Raw genomic sequence first — 16,068 nt, 5'->3', positions numbered from 1 at the left:
TCCGTAAGGCGGCCAAAACGCCGGGAGGCGTTAAGTCTCTATGCCCGCAGGGCACACAAAACGTCACCCGTGTGACAAGCCCCTAAAAACTGATCAGCGACAGCCGCAAGCTACTCCACGGCTTCCGCCTTCGGCGTCTCCACGGTCGCCGCCACCTTGACCGTGATACCGTCGCGCAGGCGGTCCAGGCCGTCCACCACCACCACTTCCCCGGCCTTCAGGCCCTTGTCGATGACCGTGAGCCGGTCCGTGCTGATGCCCGGCGTCACCTCGCGCACATGGGCGATTTTGTCGCCCTTGTCGTCCTTGCTCACCACATAGACATACGAGCCGCGCGAGCCCAGTTGCACCGCCGAAGCCGGAATGGTCACGGCGTCCTTGAGCATCCGGACCATCAGCCGGGCATTGACGAACTGGTTGGGATAGAGCGCGCCGTCCTGATTGGGAAAACGGGCCTTGAGCTTGACCGTGCCCGTGGCCGCGTCGATCTGGTTGTCCAGGGACAGCAGGCTGCCCACGGCCAACAGATGTTTCTGCTCCCTGTCCCAGGCCTGCACGGGCAGGGGCGGCAGAGAGGGATTTTCCTCACGCTCGCGCAGGGCCCGCGCCACCAGGGGCACCTGGCTCTCGGGCAGCGTGAAAAGCACGTCACAGGGGCTGACCTCGGTGATGCGCACCAGGCCGTCGCTGTCCGAACTCTTGATCTGATTGCCCTCGTCCACGTTGCGCAGGCCCAGCCGCCCGCCCACGGGCGCGGTGATCCGGCTGTAGTCCAGTTGCAGGCGGGCCGAGTCCACCGCGGCCTTGTCCGCCTCCACCGTGCCTTCATACTGGCGCACCAGGGCGCGCTGGGTCTCATACTGCTGGGCCGCGATAAAGTCGCCCTTGGCCAGCTTGGCATAGCGCGCCAGGTCGCGGCGGGCGTTGTCCAACTGGGCCTGGTCCTTGGCAAGATTGCCCTGGGCCTCGTCCAGCGCGGCCTGGAAGGGCCGGGGGTCGATTTCCGCCAGCAAATCCCCGGCCTTCACGCGCTGCCCTTCCTGAAAGTGCAGGCGGACCAGTTGCCCGTCCACCCGGCTTTTGACCAGCACGTCACTGGAAGGGATCACCGTGCCCAGACCGTTGAGAAAATGCGGCACGTTCTGGGCCAGAGCCGTGGCCACGCGCACCGGCGGCGCGTCCATGCTCATGCCGGGCCGGGCGCCGCCGCCCGCGAAAAACAGACGCCAGATGATCAGCGCGGCCGCCAGGGCCAGCGCCAGCCAGATGTATATGCGACGGCGGCCCGTAGTGCGTTGAGCCCATGCCTTCACTTTCTGTCTCCTTCTTCAGCGCGCAACGGCGGAAAAAACACACGAAACATGCTTTCTTCCTTTGGCGCGACCCTGTCCCGTTCCAGCCGCCAGCCCAGATGCTCGCAGGCCCGCAACGCCAGGGAGAGCCCCAGGCCGCTGCCCGCCGAACCGGCGGCGCGTTCGTGCCCGGACCGGGCCGGATCACCGGCACAGTTCGCTTGCGGGCCGCGCACGCCGCGCGCGAAAATATCCAGATCTCCGGGAATGCGCCCGCTGTTGCGGACCTCCAGCATTTCCGGCGTCAAACGCAGATAAACGCGGCCATTTTCCGTATAGCGACAAGCATTGTCCAGCAAATTCTTGAACACAATGGCCGCCAGTTCCTTCTGGCCCACGGCCTGGACGCCGTCCGCCACATCCGCGAAAAGCAACGCCGGACCACCGTCCACCGGCAGGGACGCGGCACCCCGCTCGCCCCCGCCTTTTTCCGGCCCGTCCGCCTCCGGCCCGGCCAAACGCAGCAGCCCGCCGCGCTCGCCCCCCCGGATCAGGCCCCGCATCTGCCCGCTGAGATCCAGGGGCCCGCGTTCAATATCTTCGGGCCGCCGGGCCAGCAGCAAGAGCGTGCGCACCGTGGCGGACATGCGCGCCGTGGTGCGCGAAAGCCGCTCCACCACGGCCATGAGTTCCGCGTTGCCGGATGTCTCGGACAGAGCCGCCAGACGCAGTTCCAGAATTTCCAGACCGCCCTGCATGACCGTGAGCGGCGTGCGCAGTTCATGGCTTACGTCGCCGGTGAAAAAACTCTCCCGCCGCACGAAACGCTGCAAATCCGCCTCCCGCGCGGCCAGAGCGCGGGCCAGCACGCCTACCTCGTCCTCCAGCCCCAGGATATCCGGCGGCACGGGCGTGACCGCGGCGGGGTCCCGAGGATCGCGGCTCTCCACCGCGCCGGTCAGGCGACTGAGCGGACGGGTGAGCCTGCGGGAAAGCAGCACGGCCAGCAGCACGGCCACGGCCAGCCCGGCGGCTGCGCAGAGCAGCAGCAGCCCGCCCAGACGGGCCTTCAGGGCCTGGAACGCGCCGGTCCGGCCGCTCAGGGCGTAGACCACGCCGTTGCGCCGGACCAGGAGGACAAATTCCTCCATCTGTTTGAAGAAATGCAGGCCGTCGGGCAATTCCTCCCAGGCCGGGGGAATCTGCTTGCCCACCAGAAAACGCCAGTGCATGGCCGCTGCCAGATCCTCGCCGTAATAGAGATTGCGGCGGCCCCGGTCCTCGGCTTCCCAGGCGCGCCGTTCGGCTTCGATAAGCGCCTCCATGACGGGCCGGGCATGCCAGCTCACCAGATACGCACCCAGCCGGTCATAGGAAAACAGGCCCACCAGGCCCAGGGTCAGGCCCATGCCCAGCGCCAGCAGCACAAAGGCCGCCAGCATGCGCCGACGGATGCTGGCCCCCTGCCTCACGCCTGAGTCTCCCCGGCGAGGCTCAGGCGGTAACCCACATGCGGCACGGTTTGCAGCAGGGGCACGGCAAAGGGCTTGTCCAGCTCGCGCCGCAGCTCATGGATATGGGTGCGCAACGCGCTGCCTTCCGGCGCTTCGTCGCCCCAGAGCAGGTGTTCCAGGGTCTCGCGCCGGACCAGGGCCGGGGCCGAGCGGATCAGTTCGGCCAGGATGCGGAAGCCCGAAGGGCTCAGGCGCAGCTCACGGCCCTGGCGCACGGCCCGGTGCTCGGCATTGTTCAGACTGAGATCGGCAAAGGTCCAGACGCCCGCTTCCGCCGCCGGACCGCCGCCCACGGCGTTCAGACGGCCCCGCCGCAGCAGGGCCCGGATGCGGGCCTCAAGTTCCTTGAGGGCAAAAGGCTTGACCAGGTAATCATCGGCCCCGGCCTCCAGGCCGCGTACCCGGTCGGCCACGGTGTCGCGGGCCGTGAGCATCAGCACGGGCACAGCGGAATGGTGTTCCTCGCGCAGGTTCCGGCACAGGCTCACGCCGTCCAGTCCGGGCAGCATGACGTCCAGCACAATGCAGTCAAAACGCCCTTCCAGGGCCATGCTCAGGCCGGTCCGGCCGTGACGGGCGCAATCCAGCTCATAGCCCAGGGGTTCCAGGTAGGCATAGAGATTGGCCAGGATGTCCTCATTGTCTTCAATGAGCAGAAGGGAGACGGGCATGACGCACCTGCGGCGAAGTTAGAGCAAGGTAACTTTTCAAAGTTAATCCGCTCCGGACCGTCAGCTTAGTCGATGAGGGCCAGGGCGTCCACTTCCACTTCATTGGAGCGCTTGCGGCTCCAATTCACATGGCCCATAAGACGCACCCGGTCGTGCGGCGTGATCGTGAGGTGGCCGAAAATGTCATTCTCGATCTCCACCACCACGCGGCCGCTTCCGTCACCGAACAGGTACCTGTTTTTGCGGAAGGGGATTTTTTCCAAAATATGCCCTTCCAGCACGCAGGGGGCATCGTCCTGGGCGTCCAGCACATCCGCGGCCCGGGTCACCGTGGGCGAGACGCCCGGCCCCTCAAAACCGGCGGCGCGCACAGGAACGGCAACGCACAGGAAGAAAAGCAGCAATGCCAATACACGCATGGGCATACTCCGGGCAAAGCCGGGGCGGGATAAGCCCGCCCCGCGTTCCGCCGTTCTTTTAGAGCAGATTTACTTTGAAGTTGTGCCAATTTCAAAGTTGAAATGCTTTACTTCAGGATTTCCAGAACCTTCACGTCAATCTTGACGGGCTCCATCATGTCCTTGTCCACCTTGCCGGAAAGGCGCACCTTGGTCTGCGGGGTCACGGTACGGCCCGCGAAAATCTCGTGGTCGATATCCACGATGATCTGGCCCGTGGCGTCCTTGAACAGATATTTGTCGTCGCTGCCGGCCAGGCGTTCCACAATGTTGCCGGTGAGCACCACGGGCGCGTCGTCCCAGGAACTCTGAGCCTTTTTCACCGTATCGGCCTGCACGCCGCCGGTGGGACCCTGGAAGCCGCCCATGCTCTGACCGCCGGAATTAGGGCCTTCGAACGCCGCATAGGCGGGAACGGCAAGCACGGCCAGCATGACGAAGGTAAGCAGATAACGCATAGTTTCCTCCATATTTTGTTTGACAGGTTTTAAGTATATTGTCGGCGGGGAGAGAGCCTACTGCAACAGTTGCAGCACCTTCACGTCCACCCGCAACGGTTTGTTGGGATACTTCTTCAGCTTGCCGAACAGACGGACATTACTCTCGGGGGTGATGTCCCGCCCGGCGAAAACCTTGTGGTCAATCTCCACCATGATCTTGCCGCTTTCGTCCTGAAACAGGTATTTGTCGTCCTTGCCGGCCACGCGTTCCACAACATGTCCGGTCAGCACCACCGGAGTTTTGTTGGGAGCAACCAGGGCCTTGGCAACAGTGTCTGTGCTCACGGTCCCGCCGGGGCCCTGAAAGCCGCCGCCGGGCAGGGCCGGGGCCGCCGTCTCAGCCGCGTATACGGGAACCGCCAGCATGACCGCCAGCGCCAGGAAAAGTAGATAACGCATAGTTTCCTCCTGCGGTGCGGGCTTGCTTCTCGGCAACATCCGTTGCCGCCCGCGAAAATACTCTGCTCCGGCAGGCGTCAGCAAAGCGTCAGCACGCGGCGTCCCGAGGCGGGAATGCGCCCTTGTGGAGCCGGGGCAAAACTGCTATCGTCCCGGCATGAAAGAGCTTGATCCGCATACTATCCGTCCCTGCCTCGCCTGCGGGGGCACCAATGCCCATCTGGAATCCATGTTGCCGCCGGGCCGTCGGCAGGAAGTCTGGCGCGTGGTCTGCGCCTGCGGCCAGACTTCGCAGCAGTGGTCGGTTTCCCAAGGAGCGGCCATCCGCGCCTGGAACCGCAACCTGGCCCAGGAAAACGATCTGGCCTCTCTGTCCAAGGAGCGCATGACGCCCCAGAGCCATCTGAAGAGCTAGCCCGGCCTCCCCTCTTTTTCGGATTTTTCCGCCCCGCAGCGCCGCCGTAAAACGAATGGCCGCATGCTGTGTCTTTTTTTATTTCTCACGCCTGCCGGATGCGCAGGCGGGGCCGCCAGCCCCGCCGCGTCCTCAATCCGTCGCAAGAGCCCGGCCTTTTTGCCGGGCTTTCTGACGCACTTCCTTCCATTGCATAGTAAAATCACCCGTTATTTCGCGATGTTCCCTGTTTTCCAGAGCCTCTTCACGGCTGGAAAAAGAACAACGCCCCGCGCCTGCTCTCAGACAACAGTAGTCGAGGTGGCCTTGTAACCTGTCATGATAATTAGATTTTACAGCATGAAAAACCAAAATTATTCACCTATATTTACATTTATTTTCATACCCATTAAATAGAATCATGAATAAAATTCTGCTTGCCGCAGCTGTTTTGGCAGCGCTGGCGTCGCAGCTTTTCCCGGCATCAGCTATCCAGGCCGCCGGACCCGTTGCGCCGTTCGATCTGCCCGCCCGCGCGGCCCAGCCATATGAGCAGCGCCTGCGTGAACAGGAGGCCCGGCAGCGTCAACAATTGCTGACGCCGCCGCCGGAAACGGAGAGCGCGCCCAAAGGAACCGAGACGCTGCGTCCCGGTGGCCCCTGCGTGACGATACGCTCTATCCGGGTGGAGGGCGCGCGCCTGCTGTCCGACGCGCAAACGCGCAAACTGGTGTCCCCGTATGAGGGCCAGTGCCTGAACCTGGACGGCATCAACGCGGTGCTGCAAAGCCTGACCAACGCCTATGTGGAGCGCGGCTACGTCACCTCCCGGGCGGTTCTGGGCCCGCAGGATCTCAGCCGGGGCGTGCTGGTCATCAAAATTATCGAGGGCCGGGTGGAAAGCGTGGGGCCGGACGCGGCCTCCACCATGCAGCCAAAACAGTTTCTGACCATCTTTCCCGGCGTCAAGGGCTCGGTGCTGCAATTGCGCGATATCGAGCAGGGCCTGGACCAGCTCAACCGCCTGCCCTCCAACAACGCCACCATGCGCATCGAACCCGGCGCGGAAGCGGGCTCCAGCCGGGTACTGATCAACAACGTGCAGAAACGCACCTGGCGGCTTTCCGCCGGGGTGGACAACCTGGGGCAGGAAACCACGGGCCTTACCGAGTACACCCTCGGTTTTGAAAAAGACAACTTCCTGGGCTGCAACGACCAGTTCGCCCTGTACTGGACAAGTTCCATGCCGCGCATTGCCGGGCAGTTCGGCAATCCCTGGGAGGGGTACAGCGACAGCATTTCCGGCCTGTTTTCCGTGCCGTTCGGCTACTGGCTGCTGAGCGGCAGCGTCAGCCGTTTCAATTACACCACGCAGATTTACGGCCTGAATCAGGCCTACACCAGCAGCGGCACCACCACGGCGGCCCGCCTGGCCCTGGACAGGGTGATCTGGCGCGATGCGGCGAGCAAACTTTCGCTGGGAACATTCATTCAGTACCGGGACGTGGTCAACCGTTTTGAGGACGTGCGCCTGGCGGCCAGCAGCTACCGCCTGACCACCAGCGGCCTGGCCGCCAGCTACGTGCGCCGGATGCTGGGCGGCGTGCTGACCCTCCAGGCCGAGCAGATCTGGGGCCTGCCCACCATGTCCTGGAGCGTGCCCGGCCCCATCGGCTCCACCACGCCGCACACCAATTTCAGCAAAACCACGGGCACGCTGGGCTGGTACCGCCCGTTCAACGTGGGAGAACAGCAGTGGGCCTGGTCGCTCTCGGCATACGGGCAGACCAGCGAACAGACCATGTACGGCTCCGAGCGGTTGTACCTGGGCTCTTCCTACACGGTACGCGGCTTCAAGGAGACGCCCGTGGGCGGGGATTGCGGCGGTTACGTGCGCAATGAGCTGGCCTGGACCGTGCCGGAACAATGGCTGGGCCCGCTCAAAAAAGCGCCTCTCGGCCAGGTGCGGCTTTTCGCGGCCTATGATTACGGCGGCATCGCCCGTGACGGCAAAGATCCCTACGAATGGGGCGAAATGCACGGCATGGCGCTGGGGCTGCGCACCAGCGGGGATTTTTCGGTGCAGGCGGCCTGGTCGCACCCGTTGGGCGCGCCGGATTATGTCAAGGAGCGGGACGATGTCTGGTACCTGACCCTGCGATACACATTCTGACACACAATCTTCCGCCGCGTCGGCCCCCAATTCCGGCGCGCGGGGCGTAAAGCGCTCAGGGCAAGGAGCGCGTTTTGCCGGGCTCAAGGGAGGGAATCATGAAGAGGAAAGGGGAAGCGCGCAATGTCCTGCTGTGTGCCGTGCTTGCGGCGCAGTTGATCCTTTTGCCCGTACTGGGAGCCAACGTCCGGGCCGCCGGTGTGACGCCGGACCCCAACGCGGCGGCCAACAAGCGCCCGAGCATGGAGACCGCGCCCAACGGCGTGCCGGTGGTCAACATCACGGCGGCCAACGGCTCGGGGCTGTCGCACAACCAGTACCATGATTTCAACGTCCACCAGCAGGGCCTGATCCTGAACAACAGCAGCGGGGCCGCCAATTCGCAGCTCGGCGGCATTGTGGCGGGCAATCCCAACTTCCACGGCAACCGTGGGGCCGAGGCGCGCACCATCCTCAATGAGGTGACCAGCGCCAACCGCTCGCGTATTGAAGGCTATATCGAAGTCAACGGCCGGGCGGCGGACGTGATTCTGGCCAACCCCAACGGCGTGACGGTCAACGGCGGCGGCTTCATCAACGTGCCGCGCGCCACCATCACCACGGGCAAGCCGGAGGTGGACCCCGGCGGCGCGTTGCGCGGCTATGAGGTGCGCCAGGGCGACATCCGCATTGAAGGTGCGGGCATCAACGCCGACAACACGGACGCCTTTACCCTGCTGGCGCGCACGGCCCATGTGGAGGCCCAGGTACGCGCCAGCAGCCTGGCCGTGGTCACGGGCAAAAACAGCGTGGCCGCCGACGGCACGGTGACGCCCCTGGCCGATCCCTCCCCTGCCCCGGCTGATCCCGGCGATCCCTCCCTGCCCCCCGCCGCCGAGGAAAAACCGGAAGTGGGCATTGACTCCTCGGCCCTGGGCGGCATGTACGCCAACCGCATTACCCTTATCGCCACGGAAAAGGGCGTGGGCGTGAACCTGGAAGGCACGGTACAGAGCGCGGACCAGATGGTGATCACCGCCGACGGCAAGCTGCGCCTGCGCGAGGCCATCTCGGGCGGCGACGCGGTGCTGGTCGGCAAGGGGGATATCGAACTGACCGGAGCCACCGTCACGGCGGCGCGTGACCTGTCGGTGACGGCTGACAACCTGCGCCTGGAAAAGGGCGTATTTGAACCGCAATATGAAGCCCGCAAGGCCAAAAAACAAGCCGGAAGCGTAACCGCCGGTGCGGCTTCCGCACCGGCGTCGGGTCTGACAGACCCGACGCCGGTGCCGGAACCGGAAAAATCCTCCGGACTTTATGCGGGCGGCAATCTGTCGATCAAAGCCAATACCCTGGTTCTCGGCGAAGACGCGCAGGCGGCGTCCGGGGTGGACAGTTCCGGCGGCCTGACAAAAGACGGCAACACAACTATCGCCGCCGGTACAATGGAGGCGAAGCGGGCCAAAGTCTTGTCCGGCGGATCGATCAACATCGCGGCCGCCACGGCCGATGCCGCCTCTTCAACCATTGCGGGCCGGGGCGACGTTGTGTTGTCCGGCGGGGAGCTCGCCCTTCTGAACACCCTGGTACAGGGCGGACGCGTGGGGCTGGACCTGGAGCACGTGAAACTGACGGAAAAATCCAAGGCGGAAGCCGTCACGGATCTGGCCTTCCGGGTGGCCCAAGCGGAGCTGAACGACGCAAGCCTGAGCGCCGGTTCCGACTTGCTTCTGGATGTGGGAAAAGCCCTCTTTGACGTTCAAAGCAGCCTTTCTTCCGGCAATGACCTGACCCTGCGCGGCACGGATGTAACCCTGAACGGCGCATTTCTGGCGGCCGGGCAGGACCTTGAATATTCCGGCGAAAGCCTGAGCAATATGAACGGCGTCCTGTACGCGGCGCGGGACCAGCGCCTGTACACATCCGGCCTGCTGCTCAACGACGGCGGCGAAATTTACGCCGGGCGCGACATTCTGATCGCCGACGCCGACGGCAAGGGAGAGAACGCCGTGCGCAATCTCTCGGGCACGATCTCCGCCGGGAACGAGCTTTCCATCAGCGCAAAAACCGTGGAAAACAAAAAACGCGAATTTGAAGTGGCGGAACGAGGCAAGCACATTTCATACAACGAATGGTATGAATGCAACAAGCCGTTGCTCGGTCACGGTTGCGACAGAAGGCAATTGTGGTATTACGTCAACGTCTATGAAGACTACATCCTGAAGGATTCGCCGTCCGCCCAGATGCTTGCGGGCGGAGACATTCTCATCAACGCGGATCTGCTTGAAAACCACTACAGCACCATTGCCGCCGGAAATAATCTCGCCGTCAAGGCGACCAACGTCGACAACAAGGACGCCGTGCTGCAACGGACGCGCACGGTCAGGGAAACCATGAAGGGCTGGGACTCCGATGATGACTTCACCGGCGAATATTTCCGGTCCTACAATGAAACCTACGAAGAGATCGGACGTTCCCCCGTCGTGCTTTCCGCCAAGTCCGGGTTGTATATGGACGTTGCGGATACCTTCAACAATTACAGCGACCGCCAGGGCATTTCGCTGCCCAACGGCAATTCGGAGAGCGCGGGCTATCCTTTTGCGGGCAGTCCCATGTTCCGCCCGTCCACGTCGCCGGGCCATCATTACCTCATTGAAACCAACCCCATGTTCACGAATATGGGCCTTTTTTACGGTTCGGATTATTTCCTGAGCCGCATCGGCCTGGACCAGGACCGCCAGCAGGTGGTCCTGCTGGGCGACGCCTTTTATGAAACGCGCCTTGTGCAGCAGCAGATTCTGGCCGCCACGGGTCAGCGCTTCCTCAACGGCTACAGTTCGGACGCGGACCAGATGCGCGGGCTCATGGACGCGGCGGCGGCCCAGGCCCAGGGGCTTGATCTCAGCGTCGGCGTGGCCCTCACCCCGACCCAGGTGGCGGCCCTGACCCAGGACATCATCTGGCTGGAAGAGGAAGAGCACATGGGCCAGAAGGTGCTTGTGCCCCACCTCTACCTGGCCTCGGCCACCCAGCAGGACATCGCGCCCGGCGGCGGCGTGCAGGCCAAAAACGTCTACATCAATGCCGGTAAAGGCATTCTGAACGAAGGCCGCATCAACGGCGAAAACGTGAACCTGGCCTCGGTCAATATCGAAAACACCGGCGGCCTGCTGCGCGGCGGCAGCCTGAACCTCACGGCCCTGAACGACATTGCCAACAACAGCGGCTTCCTCCAGGGCGGGGACATCAGCCTGAAGGCCGGGGGCAACATCGTCTCGCAAACCCTGACCCGCCCCGACGCGGGCAATGCCGCCCACCAGCACGTGCTGGCCCAGGGCGGCATCGAGGCCACGGGCACTGTGACGGCCGTGGCGGGCAACGACCTGGCCATCCGGGGCTCCACGCTCAGCGCGGGCGGCGACGTGACCCTGGCCGCTGGCCGGGACATGACCGTGGGCACCGTCACCGAGGAGTTTCACCTTGACGGCGGCTCACGCAGTTGGGAGCACCGCGTCACCCACACCGGCTCCACTGTGGCGGCGGGCGGCAACCTGAACATGACCGCCGGGCGGGACATGACTGTGGCCGGTTCCCAGGTGGGCGCGGGCGGCGACGCCCAACTCGCGGCGGGCGGCGATCTGTCCGTGGTGGCCGTGCAGGATACGTTCAGCTCCTTTGTCAAGGCCGAGTCCGGCAAGGGCGGCCTGTTCTCCTCCAGCTCCAAGTCCACCTATACCCAGGACTACCGCACCAGCAAATCCTCCACTGTGGCCGCCGGGGGCAATCTCAGCCTGCTGGCCGGAGTTTCGGGCCTGACGCCCGGCGCATCCACGCAGACCGGCCACGCCTCGGTGGTGGGCTCCAATCTGGTCAGCGGCAAAGACCTCACCGTGGCCGCCAGCGGCAACGTCAACGTCTCCTCGGCACAGAACAGCTCCTATTTCAGCCACACCAAGTCCACTGTGGGCGCGCTGGGCCTCAGTTCCTCTTCCAAAAGGGAGGAAAAATCCTCTGTTACCCAGGTCGGATCCACCCTGAGTGGAGAAAATGTAAAAATCTCTGCCGGTAACGATATTACTGCCACAGCAAGCAATATTTTTGCCGCGCAAAATGTGCAACTGAACGCTGCAAAGGGGAATATTCTTCTTGATGCCGCGCAGAATACGCAATCGTCATACTATAAATCCAGTTCATCTCGGGCAGGAATTTTTGGCGGCAGCTCGGGAATTTCATTTGCCAGCAGCAAACAAAAGCAAAAAGGCGCAGGCGTCGGTAAAAATATTGGTTCCGCCATCATGGCGGGCGAAGATATCACAATGACGGCCCAAAATGACGTTACCTCTGTGGGGTCGTTGATTTCCGCCGGCAACAACGTCCAGATACAATCCGGGCGCGACGTCAATCTGCTTCCCGGCAATGATACGTCATATGCGTTTGAGTCCAGCAAAAAGAGCGAAGTCGGCATAGGCGCGGCGCTGAGTTCCAGCGGGGCCAGTCTCAGTCTCGGCTACCAGAGCACGGCCAAGGGCAGCAAACAGAACGCGGCCCAGAATGCCGGTAGCCTGGTACAGGCAGGCAACGATATCTCCATAACGACCGGGCGCGACATCAACCAGATAGCATCGCACATTGAAGCCGCACGCGATGTGAACCTGAACATCGGGCGCGACTGGAACATGCTTGCCGGTCAGGATTCCCAGAGCGCATCGGCCTGGCGGAAGGATGTGCAGGCCGGAATCGCGCTTTCCTTGCAGCAGAATGTTTCTTCCGCCGTGCAGGCTGTGGCCGATCTGCCGCAAGCCATGGGCAGCGGTCAGGGCGGTCTGGGATATCAGGGCGTCACCGCCGCCAGCGCCGGGCTGAAAGCCGTCACCAGCGTCTATAATTCCATCTTTCAGGTGGTCAGCGCGTCATTGTCTGTCGGCGGTTCCACGTCCCAGCAAAAGTCTTCCTCATCCTCAAGCACGGCTTCCCCCTCCACGTTGCTGGCCGGGCGCGACCTTGAGGCCGTCAGCGGGCGGGACATCACCATTGAAGGCGGCCGCGTGCAGGCCGGTCATGACATGGCCTTGGGGGCTGGCCGTGACCTGAACATCGTCGCAGCCACCAATACCTACGACAGCAAACAATCCGCCTCATCCGCCTCGGGCGGCGTGAGCGTGAGCTTGGGCTTTGGCTCCAGCGGCATGGCCGTTTCCGGCAGCGTGTCCGCCTCCGCGTCCGGCAGCCAGGGCAAGAGCAGCGGCACAAGCTACACCAATGCCCTGGTAGCGGCGGGCAATCATCTGGAAACCACTTCCGGACGCGATACCAACGTCAAGGGCGCGCAGGTGCAGGGCAACACGGTGGACATGGCCGTGGGTCGCGATCTGAATGTGCACAGTCTGCAAGACACGGCCCAGAGCTCCGGCAACTCCTGGTCCCTGGGCGGCAGCATCGGCTTTGACGCTACGGGTCTTGTACCCGACAAAATCATGGGAATACCGGTGACCGGAAGCAACGGCTCCGGATTGAACATCGGCGGCGGCACCAGCAGCGGTTCCATGGCCTGGGTCAACGGCCAGACCAGCATTACGGCCAAAGAAGACCTGGATATCTACACTGAAAAAAATACGGACATCAAGGGCGCGGTCATCGCGGCGGACAACGGCAATCTGACGTTGAACACCGGCAGCCTGACGTATTCCGATATTCAGGACAAAAACAAGCAGGAAAATATCTCCGCCAATATCGGCCTCGGTGGTCAATTGGAGAACGCTTCTCTTTCGGGAGACTACGGCAAAACGGATCAGGAGCAGATCAACCGCGCCACAGTGGGTCAGGGGACGGTGATTATCCGCTCTGATCCCACCCAGGGATTGGAGGGCCTGAACAGAGATATCGCCAAGGCCCAGGAACTGACTAAAAACGAAAAAGTCAGCGTCACGGTCTATGTGGACAGCACGTCGATCAAAGAACTGGCAAGCGGCTTTGAAGGAACCATAGAAGGCGTCGAAAAGTTGGGGGAAAACCTCCAGCAGATCGTCAGGGAATGGAAAGCCATTACCGCCGCCTTGCCCGAGAACGCCAAAGGCCTTGGTCAGGCGGGCCTGGACGCAATGCAGGCCATGCTCCGCGGCGGCGCGTCTTCCGAACAGGTGGAGCAGTTAATGAGCGATCCGGAGTTTCAAAGGCTTATCACGGGCCTCGGATCTGCACGCCCTGAAGGTTCTGATTCTGCTCCTGGACAGATTCAGAAAGGAGAAAATGGAGTCTGGAGGGTTAACATAACCCCCGGTGACGCGTCATATTTGGTTGGCCAGATGGTGCAAGTTTACGAGTACTTAGAAACTATTCCATATAAAGATACAGTTTCCGTTGCCCTCATGGGGCTACAGGCGATATGCGCGGGCCCGATAAGCATCATCAAAAATGTGGTTGGTGGCGAGCTGATGGGGGCTGCGACCCAGGAACTGGCTTCATATCTTATAGTCGACAAGTTCCATGGCGGGTCGCAGAGCGCCCAAATAGAAACAACCCCGGAAGGCTTGGCGACAGAGATCAAAGCCACGCAACTCTTTCTTGATCTCGGCCTCGGTGTCGGGGTAGGAGTTCTGGCCGGGGGGATTAAGTCTGTTGGTAAAGATCCTGCTAAACCAGTGGATTTTTCTCCAAACGAATTGTTTGCTTCAGCGAGCAAGCCTTATAACGGGCAGGGAATGAGTGCTGCGGGGCGAGCTGTAATGAAGCATCCTGAATATTTCGGTTTTAGCTCTCAAACAGAGTTACAAGCGGTATATAGGACTGAGGCACAGAGAAATGCACTTGGAGAATCATTTATTAAAGAAATACTAGAGAGTGGCAGTATGACTACAGGAGCAGGTGGAAGATGGAAAGAAGGATGGGTAACTTATACTCTGCCTGATGGTAGAGCAGCAAGCTGGACAAGTTCTGGAGAATTTATTGGATTTAGAGGAGTTCAAAAATGAATGGAACGAAAAAATTATTATTTGATTTAGCCTCTGATATTAGATCAAAATATAAATACATGCCAGTATACAGAGATAAAGGAGATGATTTATTTGAAATCACTATAACATTAAAAAAAGAGCTTGTTTTTATTATATGGCCTAGAAGTAAATTTGTTCTCAACTTATCAGACATGAAAACATCTTTAAAAAATGCATTCGAATTCTATGAAAAAGAACTACTTGTAGCTTCAGAAGATGAAAAAAACTTTCCTGAAGAAGAAGGATCGTATATAGATATATAAAAATTTATATTATATACTTCCTATAGTTAAGAAGTTCTCTCAGTCTTGGCAATGGTCACCAACGGAGGAGGAAATATGAGCTCAGATAGATATCTACAACTAAAATTCAATAGGTTCATTGATGAAGTAGGTAAACCTTATATAATAGCATTTAAACATGAAAATCTACCTATTGTTTTAATAAAAAAACTCGAAAATGGAGAAATAGTATATAATTTCTTTGAAACCTCAAACAAGCTTGTATTGATGTGTAAAGATTGGGAACTTCTTATTAAAAAAGGAGAATCAATTTAGAAATTATATATAAATAATCATGCAGCATACCTAACCTCTAACAATTGGCATTCTATTTAAAAACATCATCTATTCTTATTTTTCATTTTTGATAAAAATATAAATGTATCATGTAATTCATTATTACACTATAGCTAGTAAAAACGAAAAAATACAGATATGAAAGTGAAGAATCTTTTTTATTTCGTACAGCGCCCCAAAAAACTGTCGTATGCATCAATAGCATCTTGCCTTATAAAAAAGAATATAAAAACGACTGATGAGCTATTTCATTCCCTTAATCAACAACTAAGCTTGCAGGTCTTTGAAGGGAATTGGGATGCATTGATGGATACATTATGTGATTTTGAAGATGTAAAAAAAAAATATATTATCATAATGCACGAAACTACATCTATGAATAATAATATACTTTTTTATTATCTGTCTTGCCTTATGGCGGCAGCATTGACATGGAAAAAATACTCAAATGAACATGTATTTTTACCTATTTTTTCAGAAAATGATAAAGAAAAAATTATAAAAATTCTTTATTCTGATAAATTGCAGGGGCGTTTTGAAATTATTGGTAAGGATCTGCATTTGAATGAATAATATACGGAAATGTGGTTGGTGGCGAGCTGATGGGGGCCGCGACCCAGGAACTGGCTTCATATCTTATAGTCGACAAGTTCCATGGCGGGTCGCAGAGCGCCCAAATAGAAACAACCCCGGAAGGCTTGGCGACAGAGATCAAAGCCACGCAACTCTTTCTTGATCTCGGCCTCGGTGTCGGGGTAGGAGTTCTGGCCGGGGGGATTAAGTCTGTCAAAGTTGATCCCATCCCAACGATTCCGGGCTTAACTGAAGGGCGCTTGCTGGGAGCCAATGGAGTGTATCTACCGGAATCAAAAACAATCATGCAAAAAGGTAACTGGCGTATTGATATTGAAAATACTAATCCCGGAGAACGGCCAGCAAGACTCCATCTTCAACTAACTGGGGATAGCAACAATATTTCTTTAATCCAACAAATAATTATTTTTATACTAGAGATGCAGATACAGGTATGTTTATACCTGTATCTGCATCGAAAAATAGAAATTTTTTGAATAATTCAGAAATGTTAAGTGCAATCAAAAAAGCACTTCATTATTTAG

General features: G+C 59.1%; 13 protein-coding genes. 7 read left to right on the top strand and 6 right to left on the bottom strand.

The annotated features are described in order from the left end of the window. Positions 1–110 precede the first annotated feature (110 nt). The 6 genes from HMPREF0326_RS12840 to HMPREF0326_RS12815 all read right to left on the bottom strand — a co-directional run bounded on the left by HMPREF0326_RS12840 (position 111) and on the right by HMPREF0326_RS12815 (position 4,834). On the bottom strand, positions 111–1,313 hold the full coding sequence (locus tag HMPREF0326_RS12840; protein WP_008685941.1) for an MdtA/MuxA family multidrug efflux RND transporter periplasmic adaptor subunit: 1,203 nt from the start codon (positions 1,311–1,313) through the stop codon (positions 111–113). Then, on the bottom strand, positions 1,310–2,764 hold the full coding sequence (locus tag HMPREF0326_RS12835; RefSeq protein ID WP_008685943.1) for a sensor histidine kinase: 1,455 nt from the start codon (positions 2,762–2,764) through the stop codon (positions 1,310–1,312). The genes HMPREF0326_RS12840 and HMPREF0326_RS12835 overlap by 4 nt, the downstream gene beginning before the upstream one ends. Next, positions 2,761–3,477, bottom strand: a complete 717-nt coding sequence (locus HMPREF0326_RS12830) for a response regulator transcription factor (RefSeq protein ID WP_008685952.1) — start codon at positions 3,475–3,477, stop codon at positions 2,761–2,763. The genes HMPREF0326_RS12835 and HMPREF0326_RS12830 overlap by 4 nt, the downstream gene beginning before the upstream one ends. 65 nt (positions 3,478–3,542) lie before the next feature. Next, complete coding sequence (locus HMPREF0326_RS12825; RefSeq protein WP_009301917.1) at positions 3,543–3,896, bottom strand: NirD/YgiW/YdeI family stress tolerance protein; 354 nt, start codon at positions 3,894–3,896, stop codon at positions 3,543–3,545. Between the two features lie 107 nt (positions 3,897–4,003). Beyond that, a complete protein-coding gene (locus HMPREF0326_RS12820) occupies positions 4,004–4,393 on the bottom strand; it encodes a NirD/YgiW/YdeI family stress tolerance protein (RefSeq protein WP_009301916.1) in 390 nt (129 codons plus the stop codon). A gap of 57 nt (positions 4,394–4,450) precedes the next feature. Further along, positions 4,451–4,834, bottom strand: a complete 384-nt coding sequence (locus tag HMPREF0326_RS12815; protein ID WP_009301915.1) for a NirD/YgiW/YdeI family stress tolerance protein — start codon at positions 4,832–4,834, stop codon at positions 4,451–4,453. 124 nt (positions 4,835–4,958) lie between these two features. On the opposite strand from HMPREF0326_RS12815, the gene HMPREF0326_RS12810 reads away from it, so the two are divergent. The 7 genes from HMPREF0326_RS12810 (at position 4,959) to HMPREF0326_RS12795 (ending at position 16,020) form a co-directional block, all read left to right on the top strand. Next, a complete protein-coding gene (locus HMPREF0326_RS12810; RefSeq protein ID WP_008685961.1) occupies positions 4,959–5,249 on the top strand; it encodes a hypothetical protein in 291 nt (96 codons plus the stop codon). 400 nt (positions 5,250–5,649) lie between these two features. Further along, positions 5,650–7,401, top strand: a complete 1,752-nt coding sequence (locus HMPREF0326_RS12805) for a ShlB/FhaC/HecB family hemolysin secretion/activation protein (RefSeq protein WP_008685964.1) — start codon at positions 5,650–5,652, stop codon at positions 7,399–7,401. Between the two features lie 98 nt (positions 7,402–7,499). Beyond that, the gene (locus HMPREF0326_RS15625; protein WP_020990600.1) at positions 7,500–14,351 is read left to right on the top strand and encodes a hemagglutinin repeat-containing protein; all 6,852 of its coding nucleotides are present in this window, start codon (positions 7,500–7,502) and stop codon (positions 14,349–14,351) included. Continuing rightward, on the top strand, positions 14,348–14,635 hold the full coding sequence (locus HMPREF0326_RS17005) for a hypothetical protein (RefSeq protein ID WP_009301315.1): 288 nt from the start codon (positions 14,348–14,350) through the stop codon (positions 14,633–14,635). Before HMPREF0326_RS15625 ends, HMPREF0326_RS17005 begins: the two co-directional genes overlap by 4 nt. 75 nt (positions 14,636–14,710) lie before the next feature. After that, positions 14,711–14,929, top strand: a complete 219-nt coding sequence (locus tag HMPREF0326_RS17000; RefSeq protein WP_009301314.1) for a hypothetical protein — start codon at positions 14,711–14,713, stop codon at positions 14,927–14,929. A gap of 159 nt (positions 14,930–15,088) precedes the next feature. Continuing rightward, entirely contained in the window at positions 15,089–15,523 is a 435-nt protein-coding gene (locus HMPREF0326_RS16340; protein ID WP_008684795.1) for a barstar family protein, read from the top strand. Between the two features lie 29 nt (positions 15,524–15,552). Further along, a complete protein-coding gene (locus HMPREF0326_RS12795; protein WP_147568333.1) occupies positions 15,553–16,020 on the top strand; it encodes a hypothetical protein in 468 nt (155 codons plus the stop codon). The last annotated feature ends 48 nt before the right edge of the window (positions 16,021–16,068 follow it).

The organism is Desulfovibrio sp. 3_1_syn3 (assembly GCF_000145315.2).
Lineage (GTDB): Bacteria > Desulfobacterota > Desulfovibrionia > Desulfovibrionales > Desulfovibrionaceae > Desulfovibrio > Desulfovibrio fairfieldensis.
The sequence above is the reverse complement of the archived record's forward strand: the minus strand, read 5'-3'. Positions and strand labels throughout refer to the sequence as shown.